General features: G+C 46.0%; 11 protein-coding genes and 5 tRNA genes. 11 read left to right on the top strand and 5 right to left on the bottom strand.

Translation table 11 applies throughout. The annotated features are described in order from the left end of the window. Positions 1-7: 7 nt before the first annotated feature. Together vmeC and C1S73_RS10325 are read right to left on the bottom strand one after the other, a co-directional pair. Positions 8-1,114, bottom strand: a complete 1,107-nt coding sequence (vmeC, locus tag C1S73_RS10330) for a multidrug efflux RND transporter periplasmic adaptor subunit VmeC (protein WP_038869923.1) — start codon at positions 1,112-1,114, stop codon at positions 8-10. Between the two features lie 18 nt (positions 1,115-1,132). After that, positions 1,133-1,714 carry a TetR/AcrR family transcriptional regulator gene (locus C1S73_RS10325; protein ID WP_050566713.1) on the bottom strand — a complete coding sequence of 194 codons (582 nt, stop codon included), beginning with the start codon at positions 1,712-1,714 and terminating at the stop codon, positions 1,133-1,135. Positions 1,715-1,884: 170 nt separating this feature from the next. Between C1S73_RS10325 and rep the strand changes: the two genes are divergently transcribed. Further along, a complete protein-coding gene (rep, locus tag C1S73_RS10320) occupies positions 1,885-3,900 on the top strand; it encodes a DNA helicase Rep (protein WP_038869926.1) in 2,016 nt (671 codons plus the stop codon). A gap of 69 nt (positions 3,901-3,969) precedes the next feature. On the opposite strand, the gene C1S73_RS10315 is transcribed toward rep, so the two are convergent. Next, positions 3,970-4,386, bottom strand: coding sequence for a c-type cytochrome (locus tag C1S73_RS10315; RefSeq protein ID WP_038870118.1), 417 nt, complete (start codon positions 4,384-4,386; stop codon positions 3,970-3,972). 361 nt (positions 4,387-4,747) lie between these two features. Here C1S73_RS10315 and C1S73_RS10310 point away from each other — a divergent pair. The 5 genes from C1S73_RS10310 (at position 4,748) to C1S73_RS10290 (ending at position 5,350) form a co-directional block, all read left to right on the top strand. Further along, a tRNA-Arg gene (locus C1S73_RS10310) sits at positions 4,748-4,824 on the top strand. A 33-nt stretch (positions 4,825-4,857) separates the two neighbouring features. Then, positions 4,858-4,933 (top strand) — tRNA-His (locus tag C1S73_RS10305). Between the two features lie 75 nt (positions 4,934-5,008). Continuing rightward, positions 5,009-5,085 (top strand) — tRNA-Pro (locus C1S73_RS10300). A 48-nt stretch (positions 5,086-5,133) separates the two neighbouring features. Then, positions 5,134-5,209, top strand: a tRNA-His gene (locus C1S73_RS10295). A 64-nt stretch (positions 5,210-5,273) separates the two neighbouring features. Beyond that, positions 5,274-5,350: transfer RNA gene (locus C1S73_RS10290), tRNA-Pro, on the top strand. Positions 5,351-5,804: 454 nt separating this feature from the next. On the opposite strand, the gene C1S73_RS10285 is transcribed toward C1S73_RS10290, so the two are convergent. Then, positions 5,805-6,530: an HAD family hydrolase gene (locus tag C1S73_RS10285; RefSeq protein WP_038869928.1), complete on the bottom strand. Its 726-nt coding sequence runs from the start codon at positions 6,528-6,530 to the stop codon at positions 5,805-5,807. A 686-nt stretch (positions 6,531-7,216) separates the two neighbouring features. Between C1S73_RS10285 and C1S73_RS10275 the strand changes: the two genes are divergently transcribed. From C1S73_RS10275 to C1S73_RS10255, 5 genes are all read left to right on the top strand, one after another. Further along, positions 7,217-8,932, top strand: coding sequence for an ABC transporter ATP-binding protein (locus C1S73_RS10275; protein ID WP_038869931.1), 1,716 nt, complete (start codon positions 7,217-7,219; stop codon positions 8,930-8,932). Positions 8,933-9,037: 105 nt separating this feature from the next. Then, positions 9,038-10,591 carry an ABC transporter substrate-binding protein gene (locus C1S73_RS10270; protein WP_038869933.1) on the top strand — a complete coding sequence of 518 codons (1,554 nt, stop codon included), beginning with the start codon at positions 9,038-9,040 and terminating at the stop codon, positions 10,589-10,591. A 146-nt stretch (positions 10,592-10,737) separates the two neighbouring features. Further along, positions 10,738-11,715: an ABC transporter permease gene (locus C1S73_RS10265; protein WP_038869935.1), complete on the top strand. Its 978-nt coding sequence runs from the start codon at positions 10,738-10,740 to the stop codon at positions 11,713-11,715. Positions 11,716-11,717: 2 nt separating this feature from the next. Continuing rightward, positions 11,718-12,674 carry an ABC transporter permease gene (locus tag C1S73_RS10260; RefSeq protein WP_038869936.1) on the top strand — a complete coding sequence of 319 codons (957 nt, stop codon included), beginning with the start codon at positions 11,718-11,720 and terminating at the stop codon, positions 12,672-12,674. Positions 12,675-12,837: 163 nt separating this feature from the next. Then, entirely contained in the window at positions 12,838-13,824 is a 987-nt protein-coding gene (locus tag C1S73_RS10255; protein ID WP_038869938.1) for an SPOR domain-containing protein, read from the top strand. Positions 13,825-14,032: 208 nt separating this feature from the next. On the opposite strand, the gene C1S73_RS10250 is transcribed toward C1S73_RS10255, so the two are convergent. Further along, complete coding sequence (locus tag C1S73_RS10250) at positions 14,033-16,354, bottom strand: hypothetical protein (RefSeq protein WP_038869939.1); 2,322 nt, start codon at positions 16,352-16,354, stop codon at positions 14,033-14,035. Between the last annotated feature and the right edge of the window lie 172 nt (positions 16,355-16,526).

The raw sequence follows: 16,526 nt of genomic DNA, 5'->3' as shown, positions 1-16,526 counted from the left end.
CCTCCAATTAAAGCATTGGTGTTTCAGCAGGTGGTGTCAGTGCCGAATCTTCAACGATGGTCACTTTCGCATGGTTACTAAGGCGTACTTGCCCCGACGTTACCACTACGTCACCTGGTTTCACGCCTTCTAGAATATGCGCGATGTCTTTAGTACGCTCACCCACTTTCACAACGTGTTGCTTAACGCGTTTTTCACCGTCTTCTTCAGTAATGATGTACACGTTGTCGCCGTATAGCGTAAAGGTGATTGCCGTTTGTGGCAGAGTCACTTGATTCTCTAGCTTAGGCAGGATGATGTTTGCACGTGCGAACATACCGCTGCGAAGCTTGCCATCGCTATTTGGAATGTCTGCTTGGACTTGAATCAAACCACTTTGTACGTTTACTGCTGGCTCAATCGCAGAGATCGAACCTTTGAAAGGCTTGTCAGGGTAAGCGTCTACAAAGATATCCACTTCTTGGTCTAGCTTAATGCGTGAGATATCTGTTTGAGGCACAGTGAAGCGTAAACGCATTACTGTTGTATCTTCGAGACGTACGATGTCAGTACCTGCTTGTAGATATTGACCAAGATACACATTACGAATACCAACCACACCAGCAAAAGGTGCTTTTATTTCACGGCGGTCGATGGTCGCTTTCAAGCTCTCAATGTCCGCTTTAAGTGAGAAGTAGTTTGCTTCAGCTTCGTCGTACGCTTCTTTAGAAATCGATCCTTTCTTATAAAGACCTTGGTAGCGTTTGTACTTAGCTTGAGCTGCTGGCAGTTTTGCTTGAGAGCTTTTTAGGTTTGCTTTCTCAACATCAGAGTCCAGAAGAACCAGAGGTTGGCCTTCTTCCACTTGAGTACCAGAGTCGAAAGAAATCTTATCAATCACACCGCTGGTTTCGTTTGCAACAGTGACACCTTGGTTAGGTTCGATAAAGCCAATCGCTTCGATGACAGGAACCCAATCTACCGCTTTTACTTCCGTAACGGTAACAGGGAACTCTGGCTCCGGACGATTCGCCATGTATTCAGCAATTTTCTGTTGCTTGAATAAGTTGAAACCTATCACGCTTCCGAACAGAAGAACCGCGATAAGCAACATAAAGAAAGTCCACTTTTTCATTCTATTAAGAACTCCAAGTTAGTGTTTAATAATTGCATCCCAACTGGCTTCAACGGCTGCTTCCAGCGCATTGTCGTCCAGCTGATAAAATCCCAAAGCATGTTTTCTCGCAAGCGCAACACTAGCTTCGAAACTTAACCCTGATAGAATTTCGTTATCGAGGGGTTTGAATACCCCTTCCGCTTTGCCTTGATTAAAAAGACGATCTACTTGGGCAAACATTTGCCTTTCAAGTTCCCTCGTCCCTTTACGATTTCCACAAGGCAGTGATTCATATTGGACACGATTACTTAAGGTGTCTAAATTTGATCCAGCGAGGTGCCAAATATTGAGCCACATGGTGCGGTAACGCTCTTTCAGGGGCATATCGTCATGAACATCCGCTTGAACGGCGTCCGCAATACGTTTAGTTACAGTAAGGCGAACCTCTTCCAAAAGATGTTCTTTATCTGAGAAATATCGGTAAATCGTGCCAGCTGCGACACCTGCTTCTGTAGCAAGTTTGTGCATGGAAAGACCATGAAAACCTGATTCAGCGATTAAGCGCTCGGCTGCTGCAATGATTTGTCCGTATTTATCTCCAGCAGTGTTATTGGACATAACGCCACCACCCAATGAATGAACGTTCATTCATTATAGCTTAAACTCTGGCCACGTATGCAACAAAATGTTGCATCTATCTGTGTAAAAATTACGTGAAAATCTCCGTAGCTTTCACGCGGTCACCCCTTTATCATAGGCGCCACAATTACCACCCGCAGAGAATTTCTATGAAGCTGAACCCTAGACAAGATGAAGCCGTTAAGTACGTATCAGGCCCATGCCTCGTGCTGGCTGGTGCAGGTTCGGGTAAAACTCGTGTAATTACCAATAAGATTGCTTATTTGGTTCAGCAGTGTGGCTACAAGGCACGCAATATTGCTGCGGTTACCTTTACCAACAAAGCGGCGCGTGAGATGAAAGAGCGCGTCGGTCAAACGTTAGGTAAATCAGAATCGAAAGGTTTGATGGTTTCGACCTTCCACACCTTAGGTTTGACCATCATCAAGCGTGAGTACAAGCATCTTGGCTTGAAAGTAGGCTTCTCCCTCTTTGATGATCAAGACCAACTTGCACTACTGAAAGAGCTGACAGAAAAGCAGCTAGATGGCGATAAAGATTTATTACGTCAACTACTAAGCAGTATCTCAAACTGGAAGAACGACATGCTGACACCAGAACAGGCAAAAGCGCTTGCTCAAGGTGAGCAGCAGCAATTGTTCGCGTTCTGTTTTGAGATGTACCAAAAGCAGATGAAGGCATACAACGCGCTCGACTTCGACGATCTGATTTCTTTGCCAGTGCAACTTCTGCGCAATAACGAAGAAGTGCGCCAACGCTGGCAAAATCGCATTCGCTACTTGTTGGTGGATGAATATCAAGATACCAACACCAGCCAATACGACTTAGTAAAGTTGATTGTCGGTGAGCGTGGTCGTTTGACTGTGGTAGGCGACGATGACCAATCCATCTATTCATGGCGTGGCGCTAAGCCGCAAAATTTGGTGCTGCTTGGTGAAGACTATCCAAATTTGCGTTTGATTAAGTTGGAGCAGAACTATCGTTCGACTAGCCGTATTCTGCGCGCAGCTAACATCTTGATTGCGAATAACCCACACGTGTATGAGAAATCACTGTTCTCGGAAATTCCTGACGGTGAAAAACTCAAAGTGTTGCTGGCGAAAAATGAAGAGCACGAAGCGGAGCGCGTGACGGGTGAATTGATTGCGCACAAGTTCCTAAACCGCACCGAATATAAAGATTATGCGATTCTATATCGTGGTAACCACCAATCACGTTTGATTGAAAAGTCACTGATGCAAAACCGTGTGCCATACAAACTGTCTGGCGGCACATCTTTCTTCGCTCGAGCTGAGATCAAAGACATCATGGCTTACCTACGTGTGTTGGTGAACCCAGATGATGACAACGCGTTCCTACGTATTGTGAATACGCCGCGTCGTGAAATTGGTCCCGTGACTTTAGAGAAGCTGGGTAGCTACGCCAACATGCGTGGTAAGAGCTTGTTTGAAGTCAGCTTTGAAATGGGACTAGAGCAGCACCTAACCGGTCGTGGTTTAGAGAACCTACGTCGCTTTACTCAATGGTTGGTTGCGATTGCCGATCAAGCTGAGCGTGGCGATACGGTTGAAGCGGTGCGTTCGCTTGTGCGTGATATTCATTACGAAGATTGGCTATACGAAACGTCAGCAAGCCCGAAAGCGGCTGAAATGCGTATGAAGAACGTTTCTGACCTTTACTCTTGGATTGTGGCTGACCTAGAAGGTGACAACTACGATCAAGAAGAGAAGACCATCAAAGAAGTCGTTCAACGTTTAACATTGCGAGACATGATGGAACGCGGAGAAGATGATGAAGATAGTGATGCCGTTCAATTGATGACGCTTCATGCATCGAAAGGTCTCGAGTTTCCTTATGTATATTTGATTGGTTCGGAAGAGGGAATTTTACCGCACCAAACCAGTATTGATGAAGATAACGTCGAAGAAGAGCGTCGATTGATGTACGTGGGAATTACGCGTGCTCAAAGAGAATTAACCTTTACGATGTGTAAAGAGCGTCGCCAGTTTGGTGAATTGATCAAACCGACACAAAGTCGTTTTTTAGATGAACTGCCATTTGATGACGTTGAATGGGAAGTAAACAAAAAACCAGTATCGGCAGAAGAGCGCATGGCAAAAGGCCAAGCTCACATCGCTAATATTCGAGCGATGTTTAAGAAGTAGGACAGCGTTGTTCTAATTTGCTAAAAACAAAAAGGCTTGCCAAGTGGCAAGCCTTTTTCGTTGGTGTCTTTATTGCAGACCTTCAATCATGTGGTCGATGGCTGCGATGATTTCGTCATCAGAACAGTCCATACACGTACCTTTTGCTGGCATTGCATTGAAGCCTTGGATCGCATGGTTGGTTAGCACGTCTTTGCCTTGTGCAATACGTGGTGCCCAATCCGCAGCATCACCTGTTTTTGGTGCGCCACTTACGCCAGATGCGTGACAAGCAATACAGAAAGTACCGTAAACCGCGGCGCCATCACGTGGACCAGTTGGTTCTGCTTTTACTGGTTCAGCACCTGCTAGATAAACATCACCGACAGGTTTGATGCGTTCTGCGATCGCATCGTATTCAGTTTGGCTGATGTCAGAAGCTAAAGCTGCCGTAGAAAAAGTTAAGGCAGCGAACAAAACGCTAATCATTCGTCGAGACATATCCATTAAACCCACTTCACATTCCAAAGGTAAGTGACTTACCTATTTATATAGTTAGAGTATTTAGCCCTGTTGGATTCGGTTTTGCTGCATGGCCTGAATACTATGCAGAAAACCGTTCCTAACGGTCTAAAGTGATTGAACAATCTGGTTGCGACTGTTAAATCAATGTAAATAATGGGTGATTATATCCCGATAAGTTGTTGCAATAAACAACAAGTTATCCATGACAGGGCGTGAATCACATCAAAAATTCACTTTAAAGGCAGATAACTGTCGAAAAAGAGACCAAACGAGAAAAAAAGTAAAAAAAGTACTAGACGGCATAGTGTGATATCCGTATTATTCCTCTCCGCCGATGGGGCATGCGCCCGTAGCTCAGTTGGATAGAGCGTTGGCCTCCGGAGCCAAAGGTCGAAGGTTCGAATCCTTTCGGGCGTGCCATTCCGGAATACAAATTAACGGCACAAAATAGTGGTGGCTATAGCTCAGTTGGTAGAGCCCTGGATTGTGATTCCGGTGGTCGCGAGTTCGAATCTCGTTAGCCACCCCATTATTTCGGTAACTCATTAATTAATGAAGTTTCCAGTTTTGATTCAAATATCCCAAGAGTCGAAACAAAATTCGTCGGTGAATAGCGCAGCTTGGTAGCGCATCTGGTTTGGGACCAGAGGGTCGGGGGTTCGAATCCCTCTTCACCGACCATCATTTAGTTTATGGCTATACTAGAGCGGTAAACAACACAAATTGATGGTGGCTATAGCTCAGTTGGTAGAGCCCTGGATTGTGATTCCGGTGGTCGCGAGTTCGAATCTCGTTAGCCACCCCATTAATTAAGGTGACTTCTTAGTTGAAGTATCCTGTCTGATTTGAGAGAATCAGTAAATACAGTTCGGTGAATAGCGCAGCTTGGTAGCGCATCTGGTTTGGGACCAGAGGGTCGGGGGTTCGAATCCCTCTTCACCGACCACTATTTAAAGCCTCAGTCGAAAGACTGGGGCTTTTTTACGTTTGAAATTTAGAGTGTTGGGACCAGAGGGGCGTGGGCTGGAGCGCCAGTCCGATCGAATCTCTCTTCACCGACCACTATTAGAAAGCCTGCTTTTTAGCAGGCTTTCGTCGTTTTAGAGCTTATGATCTCGCTTGGACTGGATGAGTCGGCAGTATTTCAATTGGGTTTGAACCCAAGTGGGGTTCGCCTGAAGTTAGAATATGGCTCTTCATCGACCGCTATTTAAAGCTCCAGTCGAAAGACTGGGGCTTTTTCCATTTCTTACGCTCAAAAATCTTCACTCTATTTTCAATTCTGCCAAAAATGTACAGCTCTGGGAGCTTTTGACCACCCATGATCCAAATGCTTTTCGAGCTGATAAAAGAAACCCCAGCACGGAGGCTGGGGCTTTGTATTTCTTGAGTTAAGTGCTTTATTGAGCGAGCGTTTTTAGAATTTCATTCAGCTCAACGGTCTCTTTCACTTCATAGTTTGGCTTGATATCGGTTGGGTTTACTGTGCCTGTCTCGTTAACCCACACACTCAGAATGCCCATATTGTTGGCACCCGCAATATCGGCTGGTAGAGAGTCACCAATATGAATCACTTCTTCTGGTTTTGCGTCAACAAGGTTGAGTGCTTTGTGGAAGATACTTGCAGCAGGCTTCTCTTCAGGCTCTTCGCCACCGACGATGATGTGATCCACCCATTCACTCATTTGTGTCGCTTTGAGCTTTGGATGTTGCGAGAAGATAGGGCCGTTAGTGATTACCACCAACTTGTAGTGTTGGCGTAGCTCCGTAAGCATTTCCTTCACGCCAGGGAAGAACGTAAAAGCACCCATGCGAGCTGAATCGAAGAAGCTTTGTGCCTGCTGGGCTTGTTCTGCATCGATCTCGATACCTTGTTCTGCCAAGATGGTTTGGATTAAACCGCAGCGGAACGCATTTTCATTAGGTAGAAGAGCGATAAGTTGAGGGAATTCGTCGTTTAACTTCTTATATACGCCTTGCAAGTAGCGCTGTACGAAGGCTGTGGAGTCAGCGACCTGAGGGTAAGTTTGAGTAATCCAATCGGCAAACTCTTGCCCTGCCACTTTATCGGCTTGAGATGTGCCACATAAAGTCTCGTCCATATCAAAAAATATCGCTTTAAGCACAAGGGCTCCTTCATTCACTACTCGACGTTGGGCTTTAATTATCTCTTATCTTACTCAAAATGACAGTGGAAAGCGCAAAATCACCAGTTCAACACGTGCTTTTTAAGGGCTAATCAGGTTGCTGATACGGAGTTTTCTACTGCATCAAAATCACTTTAATCACAAAATCGCATAACTGACGCATAACCAAGGTTAGGTGACAGATTTCATTTGTTTTGCAGATCTGCTCACGTTTTCACCTCTATGTGTGTAGGGGGATTTTGGCTTTTTATGTATGCAGACTATTTTGTTAGTAACATTTTATGTCGAAAAGTCCCAATGGGAACGGAATATTGTTTGGTAAATGTTAATGATGGTGCGTGAATAATAGGGATACTATCAATAGTGAGTTTATGCGTGAATTTAGAGCATTTTTCTGTTTTTATTGGTGCGTAGCGCACAAAAATGGTGTGTTATGAAAATGGTTAAATACTTGTTAATGCATTTCTATTCGCTCATTGTGCGTGTAAATAATGTTTTTTCGGCGGAATATACTTTAATTGTTGCTTTTTTGTGTGATTTTTGCCAAATTGTTTCCGCATTAAGATTTCAGAGTATTATTCTGAATTTGAACGGATTCATTCAGGTAATGAATGGCGCTTTTATTGCGCGATTCGATACCACAGACAAGGCAGTAGAGGTCTGAAATGTCACTATTAGAGGTGAAAAACCTTCGTATAGAATATCCATCCCGTCACGGTGTCCATGCGGCCGTGAAGTCGCTTTCTTTTCATATCGATCGTGGCGAAATTGTGGGTGTTGTTGGCGAATCAGGTGCGGGTAAATCCACCGTTGGTAACGCCGTTATTGATTTGCTTAGCCCTCCGGGTCGTGTTGCCAGTGGTGACGTGTACCTTGATGGAGAGAAAATTTCTGGTTTGACGCCAGAAGCGATGCGTAAGGTTCGCGGCTCTAAGATTGGCTTTATCTTCCAAGATCCAATGACCTCGCTTAACCCTCTATTTACGGTTGAGCAGCAATTGAAAGAGACCATCCACGCCAACATGAAGGTGTCGGATGAAGAGGCATATCAACGTGCGCTTTCTTTAATGCAGCAGGTTGGCATTCCGCAACCTGAAAACCGTCTTAAACAGTACCCACACCAATTCTCTGGTGGTATGCGCCAGCGTGTGGTTATTGCTATCGCACTGGCTGGTGAGCCAGAACTGATCATCGCAGATGAGCCAACTACGGCACTCGACGTATCAATCCAAGACCAAATCCTAAACCTTATCCGTGAACTGTGTATCAAGAACAACGTAGGTTGTATGTTGGTGACGCACGACATGGGTGTGGTTTCAAACGTAACTGACCGTGTTGCGGTTATGTACCGCGGTGATTTGGTGGAGTTTGGCCCAACCGCTAAGGTATTGGGCGATCCTGACCACCCATACACACGCAGCTTGATTTCTGCGGTTCCTCGTTCTGACATTAAACTCGATCGCTTCCCGCTAGTGAGCTACATCGAAGAAGCAACAGAGCTACAAGAACTGGACATCAAGAACCACTGGTTAGGCCAAAGCCAAGACCAACGCGAATACACAGGCCCTCTATTGGATGTGAAGAACGTAAATCTACGCTTCGTGACCAAAGATTCGTTGTTTGAAAGCCGCCGTGAATACGTACAGGCTTCAAACAATGTTAGCTTTGAAGTGCACGAAGGTGAGACGTTTGGTTTGGTGGGTGAATCTGGCTCAGGTAAGTCGACCATCGCACGTGTGATTGCAGGTTTGTATGAACCAAACTCAGGCCAAGTAAGCTTTGAAGGCATTGACCTAACGGCGCTGAAATCAGAAAAAGCGCGTCGTCCACTGCGTCGTCAAATGCAGATGGTCTTCCAAAACCCATACACTTCAATGAACCCGCGTATGAAGATTTTCGACATCATCGCGGAGCCAATTCGTTTCCATAAGCTCACTAAGAATGAAGCGGAAACGCGTCAGATTGTGAATGACCTGCTTGATCACGTAGGTTTGGGCAAAATGGCGGGCGTCAAATACCCTCATGAATTCTCCGGTGGTCAGCGTCAGCGTATTTCTATTGCGCGTGCACTGGCGACCCGTCCTCGACTACTGATTTGTGACGAACCGACATCAGCGTTAGATGTATCGGTACAGGCACAAATTCTGAACTTGCTAAAAGATCTGCAAAGTGAGCTCAACCTCACCATGCTGTTTATCAGCCACGACTTACCGGTTATTCGCCAAATGTGTGACCGAGTGGGTGTGATGCAGATGGGTACGCTACTGGAAGTGGCGCCAACTGAGCAGCTATTTACCGCTCCTCAGCATGAATACAGCAAGAAACTGATTTCTCTGATGCCTGAATTCACAGGTTTGAGAGAAGAAATCAAAACGGCATAAACCAAGTTTTTCGCTTGGCTGACCATCAAGGTCAACAAACCTTAGTCATAACAAAGACGCAAACACAACAAGGGATTCGAATTCCCGCATGAAGGAGTTATGCAAATGAAAACCATGAAAAGCAAATTAGCAGTGGCGCTAATGGCAGCGGGCCTAAGCTTTAACGCAATGGCAGCAGATATCAAAGTTGGCTACGCAGCTGACCCAGTATCGCTAGACCCGCATGAGCAGCTATCAGGCGGTACGCTGCAAATGTCACACATGGTATTTGATCCACTAGTTCGTTTCACACAAGACATGGACTTTGAACCTCGTCTAGCAGAAAGCTGGGAACGTGTGAACGATACAACGGTACGTTTCAAGCTACGCCAAGGTGTTAAGTTCCACTCTGGTAACGGCATGACGGCTGACGACGTAGTATGGACTTTTGAACGTCTACAAAGCTCTCCAGATTTCAAAGCTATCTTCGACCCGTACGAAAAAATCGTGAAGGTTGACGACTACACAGTGGATCTAGTGACTAAAGGTCCTTACCCGCTTGTGCTGCAAACGGCGACTTACATCTTCCCAATGGACAGCAAGTTCTACTCTGGTAAGACAGAAGATGGCAAAGACAAGTCTGAGCTAGTGAAGCACGGTAACTCATTTGCATCGACTAACGTATCTGGCACGGGTCCATTCATTGTGACTTCTCGTGAGCAGGGCGTAAAAGTGGAATTCGAACGCTTTAAAGATTACTGGGACAAAGAGTCGAAAGGTAACGTTGATAAGCTAACGCTTGTACCAATCAAAGAAGACGCAACTCGTGTAGCTGCGCTACTTTCTGGCGGCGTTGACATGATTCACCCTGTTGCACCAAACGATCACAAACGCGTGAAAGATGCAGACGGCATCGACCTAGTAACGCTACCTGGTACTCGTATCATCACGTTCCAACTCAACCAAAACAGCAACGAAGCACTGAAAGACGTTCGCGTTCGCCAAGCGATTGTTCACGCAATCAATAACGAAGGCATCGTGAAGAAAATCATGAAAGGCTTCGCAACGGCAGCTGGTCAGCAAAGCCCAGCAGGTTACGTAGGTCACGATGACAAACTGGTTCCTCGCTACGATCTGAAGAAAGCGAAAGAACTTATGAAAGAAGCGGGCTACGAAGATGGCCTAACGCTGACGATGATCGCACCGAACAACCGTTACGTGAACGATGCGAAAGTAGCGCAAGCGGCGGCGGCAATGCTGTCTAAGATCGGCATCAAAGTTGATCTAAAGACCATGCCAAAAGCGCAATACTGGCCAGAGTTCGACAAGTGTGCGGCAGACATGCTGATGATCGGTTGGCACTCAGATACGGAAGATTCAGCAAACTTCAACGAGTTCCTAACTATGACTCGTAACGAAGATACTGGTCGTGGTCAGTACAACTGTGGTTACTACTCAAACCCAGAAATGGACAAAGTAGTTGAAGCTGCGAACGTAGAAACGGATCCAGCGAAACGTGCAGAAATGCTGAAAGGTGTAGAAGCAACACTATACAACGACGCAGCATTCGTACCGCTACACTGGCAAAGTGAAGCGTGGGGCGCGAAGTCTAACGTGAAAGCGGCAGACATCGTTAACCCAATGGTAATGCCTTACTTCGGTGACCTGGTGGTTGAATAATCACGGTTAGTCGATTTTGAGGAGGGATGGATGTCCCTCCTCAACTTAAAGCACTCGACTCAGTTTTGTTTCAGTCGGACTGAGTTGGTTTTACAGACTGAATTTTCTCTCTGAATAGAGATCTATGGATAGTTAAGGGGCAAGGAATGTTTTCGTTTCTGGTCAAGCGCCTGTTTCAGGCACTGATAGTGATGTTTGTGATCAGTTTGGTGGCGTTTGCCATTCAGGATAACCTGGGTGACCCGCTGCGTGAGCTTGTAGGTCAGTCGGTTTCAGAAGCGGAGCGTCAAGCGCTGCGTGACGAACTGGGCCTGAACGATCCCTTTATCACAAAGTACACTCGCTTTGTGGGCAATGCGCTACAAGGTGATTTAGGTACATCTTACTTCTTCAAGCGACCTGCGGTTGAGGTCATTCTCGATAAGCTGGTGGCGACGCTAGAGCTCGTGTTTGGTGCGACGCTCATTATCATTCTTCTCTCAATTCCTCTTGGGGTGTACTCCGCGATTCATCCGAAGAGCATCTTTACCAAATTTGTCATGGCGATGAGTAGTGTCGGTATCTCGATTCCGGTGTTCTTAACCGCGATTATGCTGATGTATGTATTCTCCATTGAGCTGGGCTGGCTGCCTTCCTACGGGCGGGGTGAAACGGCTAATATTCTTGGTTGGGAATCTGGCTTTTTTACCATTGATGGCATCAAGCACTTGATTCTACCTTGTGTGGCACTGGCTTCGATCATGTTGCCGCTGTTCATTCGTTTGGTCCGTTCAGAAATGTTGGAAGTGCTGAGCTCAGAATACATCAAGTTCGCCAAAGCAAAAGGCCTGAACTTAAACAAAATTTATTACCAACATGCACTTAAGAACACCATGCTACCTGTTCTGACGGTGGGTGGTGTGCAGATTGGTACCATGGTGGCTTACACCATTCTTACTGAAACCGTGTTCCAGTGGCCGGGTACGGGCTTTCTTTTCCTTGAGGCAATCAACCGTGTAGATACACCGCTGATCACTGCCTACGTTATCTTTGTTGGTCTGATTTTCGTGGTAACCAATACCATTGTTGATTTGCTGTACGGCATCATCAACCCAACAGTGAACCTAACTGGAAAAGGAGCTTAATCATGAGCCAATCAAATGTAACGGCCGCTCCTGAAGCAGTACCTTCTGCGTGGCAACGTTTTAAAAACTCGGATTTCTTGTACTACTTTAAGCGCGATAAAGTCGCGATGGCCAGTTTCACCGTATTTATGGTGTTTTTGGTGTTGGCGATTGCTGCCCCTGTACTTGCACCGACTGACCCTTATGATCTCACGTCCATCGATATCATGGACTCGGAGTTGCCGCCTTCTTGGATGGAAGACGGTGACGAGCGTTTTGTGTTAGGTACGGATGAGCAAGGTCGCGATATTTTATCGACCATTCTTTACGGCTCTCGCCTGTCTTTGACTATCGGTTTTCTTGCGGTTGGTCTTCAGTTGGTACTGGGTATCATTATTGGTTTGTCGGCGGGTTACTTCGGCGGCCGTATCGATAGCTTCTTGATGCGCTTTGCAGACGTACAGTTATCGTTCTCGACCATGATGGTGGCGATCATCGTCTCGGCAATCTTTAAAGCCAGCTTTGGCAGTGATTTTTACAGCCAATACGCGGTGGTCATGCTGGTGGTGATCATCGGCGTGGCAGAATGGCCGCAATACGCGCGTACTATTCGTGCTTCGGTATTGGCAGAGAAGAAGAAAGAATACGTCGAAGCGGCGCGAGTGATGGGCTTTAAAGCGCCTCGCATCATGTTCCGTCACATTCTGCCGAACTGTCTATCTCCAATCTTGGTTATCTCGACAGTACAGGTAGCGAACGCAATCATGTCGGAAGCGGCACTGTCATTCCTAGGCTTAGGTCTTCCGGTAGACCAACCATCATTAGGTGCGCTGATCAGCATCGGCTTTAACTACATCTTCTCTGGTGCGTGGTGGATTACCGCCTTCCCAGGTATCGTACTCGTGACTCTGGTATTGGTGATTAACCTACTTGGCGACTGGCTACGTGATGTGTTTAACCCGAAAATCTACAAAGGTTAATCAACAAATAAATTAGGCTGCGTAGGTTGCCAATTTAATAAATTTCTTTCTAAACTGAGAGCCGGATGCAATTCCGGCTCTTTTTTTGCTTATCTGTTCTTATGCATGTTTTATTGACGCTTTGTCGCGATAATTTCATCACCTACTGTTTAGAGTGAAGCGTATGGAAATGAAGAAGGCACACTACTCCTCTCGTATCGTCCAATCCGGGCTGAGCCTTGGGTTACTGGTGGCGTGCGCCCAGTTTTCGCCCCCGGTATTCGCGGAAGGTTTTCTTTGCCAAGCCTCTCAAGCGAGTAACAAAGAACTGCCAGTACTTGAGCAATCTTGTCCGATCGGAAAAGGGGTATGGGGAAAGAAAGTGCCGCAGGGAGGCAATGATTTCTTCTGGATTCAATGTGGTTTGTTGCCAAAACCGATGTCTTTAGCCAAAGCCAAGCCGATCTACGGCAAAATCACCACTGATGTTTGGATGAAGCCGGAGCAAAAAGGCTACCGATGTCTTATTGGTCCTTATACTGAATTTGCCAAAGCCTCGCAGGACTTACAGCGAGTCAAAACCTTGTCGACATACAAAGAAGCCTTTATTCGTGTGGTTGGCAAAGGTACATCAGAGCCAGTGAAGCAAACTAAGCCAATGGCCAAGCCAGTTTCGAAACCAAAACCAGTCGAGCCAGTGGCCGCCTCTCGACCTGATACGGGGGCATTTCAGGCCAAAGAGGCACCCACAAAACAAACTGTTAAGCAAACTTCGGTGACCCAAGTTGCCGCAAAGCCTGCCAAAATGACTAAGCCTGCTCAACCTGCGATCAGCAGTAAGAACGTTCAGGTTCGTTTGAAAACCACCTTACAAGGTAAGACGTTTGTGGTGCCGTACTTGGTCGAGAATAACAACCAGTTCTACATGGAACATGGCAAACCGTGGAATCGCTTAAATTACGCGAGTTCGAAGCAAGTGTGTCAGCAATTGGGAATGAACTTGGCGAGCGCGCCTGAGTTTAAAACGTTGCGTGGCTCTGGTGTGATGGAAAAAAATAATTGGCCATTACAATTGCCGTACTGGGGTAAAGATAAGAAGGGGCTATTTGCTGACCGAGAGCCCAATCAGTTAACTGGCACCTCGTTGCTGAATGTGATTTGTGTGAAGTAGTTAAACTGATACAAAAGAGCCCCGCTTGAGCGGGGCTTTTTTTGCGGCCTCAAACAGAGGAGCTATTTGAGACTGGTTTCCCTGTGACAATTCGCGCAACAGTATACTTCTTTGATACCTTTGCACTTTTCCCAGAAAGTTCTGCGTCGACGATGCAGGTGGATCTGGCTACAACAAGGTTTCGATAGTATTTGTTTATCTTTACTCATTAGTCTTCAATTAAAGGCAGTGATTCCATCACTTTTTCTATTGCTTCTTGAGAGTGTGAGTACAGACCGAACTCTGGAGCAGATACCCAACCGTTTTGTTCAACGCTTGAGTTGATGCCGATGTAGAAGTCGCCAAACTCTCGGTTTACGTTACGGTGGCGAGTCTTGTAATCAGAATCTGCGCCAGTTTCTTCTAGAATCAGAGTTTCGCGGTTTGTTGTGCTATCTAGAGAGACTGTCCAGTTACCTGGTGTGTAGAAGCCTTCTGGTTTGATAGACTCATACTCGTAAACATCGCTTGCGTATTCAAACTTACCCGCTGCGTAGAATAGCTCTGTTTCCTCTTCTGCAACGGTCTCGCTCTCTACCGTCATATCAAATTCAACCTTACCGTTTGCGACCTTTTCGCTCACTGGTAGTGCTTGTGCGAAAGGTGCATCCGTCGAATCCAACCAGAATAACTCGTCACCATCGATTTTCACTAGGATTTGGTCGCCATGCGCGGTTTTGTTTTGGTAAAGCATTTCATACTCAGAACCTTCGTCGTCGTATAATTTGCCATCTTTGATCTCTACATCCCAACAATCTTTGTTTTGGTAAGCCGCGTAGCTTGGTAGCTTGTCCAGTTTTGCCAAAATCGCGTATGGGTCGTACTCTGATTCCCAAGAGTTGCTTAGGTTATCACTGATGTTTGCCGAATACTCTTCGCCTTGCTCATCATCGTTTGAACCCCAACACCATAGTAGGCCTTCGGCATCTTTCATAAGAATCGCATGGCCAATTTCGCCATCGTTGCGTGCAAAGCTGCCCATTTTTGCCGCTTTACCGTTAAAATGGTCGATAGTGAAGCCTAGTGTTGGTGCGACTGGTGGTGGTGTAGTGCCTTCTTTTACTTCTGGTAGTTTAAAGGTTACACGAGCTTCACCATCTTCGTTGTCTTCTACACTAACGGTAAATGTTTGACCTGCAGCGTAAGCTTTTTCTGGGGAACCTTCGACAGTGATGATTGCGTTGTCGTTTTCATTGATAGACAAGCCTTCGATAGAGATCGACTCCGCTGAATACTCTTCTAGTTGGCCATCTTCGTCTTTGAACAGACCAGAAATGTCTAGAGTTTGCTCAAAAGCTTCACCTTGCTGCAGTTGCCAGTCATCAACGATGCTTTGAAGGCGTTTTTGCTCTGCTTCAATGACGATTGGCGCTTGGTTAGCGGTTTCGATATCCAATTTGAATACTGTGCTTACAGTAGCTAGTGTTTTTCCAGAAGAGTCTTTATCTTCTGCTGTAAGGATGATTTCAAACTCGCCCGCTTTGGTGACTTCAGTTGTTGGTGAAAGAATCAGTTGTTCACCTACAATGCTAACTTCGATACCTGTGCCAGTAAGGTTGTGAGTCAGTTTCGGTGTTACTAAGTTTTGGTCTTTGTCTTTGAATAGACCTTCAATGTTCAGTTCAACACCATCGAAGCCCGCGCCTTTTACGATTTCTGGTAAGTTATCTAGCTTATCTTCGGCTGCTTCTTCAACGTTTTCGCTGACAACAAGCTTGTTGTTGACTACGGTTTCTGGCGCTAGGTTTTCGCTTTCTGGTGTGCTGTCAGTGATCACTGGGCGTAGGTTTGGATCATTGATATCTGCACCAGACTCCACCAGACGGTCTACTTCTTGATCAGCTGCTTGCGCGAATTCAGTCGCTTTTTTCTCGTAGTTCGCAGGGTTTTGCGCTTTAGATTCAGTCAGAATCTGAGCGGTTTTATGTAGTTCGGCACTTTTATCTACGCCCGAAACGAAGTCGCTGTATAGGTCGATAGGAGCCTCTTCAGTACCACCAAGTGCTTGGTTAACTTTTGCTGCGGCTTCTTCTTCTGTTAGCGCGTCGTTGTTTGCCATCTCAATCGCGACAAGGTCTGTGATTGGTGAAATAACGTTAGACGAGTTTGGTGCTCGGAAAACCAATTCGTGCGCCATTGCTTGGCTTGGGTGATCCATATCTACGGTGTAAGTGCCCGCATGTTTTGGATCAAGCTGAATAAGTTGTTTCTGCTTTAAGCCGTTTGGCGTGATGGTTTGTAGAGCCAGCGTCGCTTCTGGTTTTGCTTTGATGGTAAGCTGACCTTTCTCATTCGTCAGACCAAGGAAGGTATCAGAGGTATCCCATTGGCCGTTGTTGTTCAGATCTTCAAATACCACCGCGTTTTTGAAGTAACCATCAAAGCCAGTGATCACTACACCAGAATTACCACCGTTTGAACTACTATCTGAACCACCACAACCTGTTAGCGCGATAGCCACTGACGCTGCTAGTAAACTCACCTTATTCATTGTTTTTAATCCTTGTTTCGTTTCCGAATGAGAAAGTCGCTTTTTATTGTTTTATCTCCAAATCTCACTAGTGAGATTGGAAAAGCTGCGCATTTTGGATCGATTTTGGAAGCAGCTTCAAGATACGAAAAACCGCAAAAAAACCGTAAAAAAACTTTGAATATTTTTTTGT

Origin of the sequence: Vibrio jasicida 090810c, from assembly GCF_002887615.1 — a bacterium.
GTDB classification, from domain to species: Bacteria; Pseudomonadota; Gammaproteobacteria; order Enterobacterales; family Vibrionaceae; genus Vibrio; species Vibrio jasicida.
Note: the sequence above shows the minus strand (reverse complement) of the source record. Positions and strands in the feature narration are given on the sequence as shown.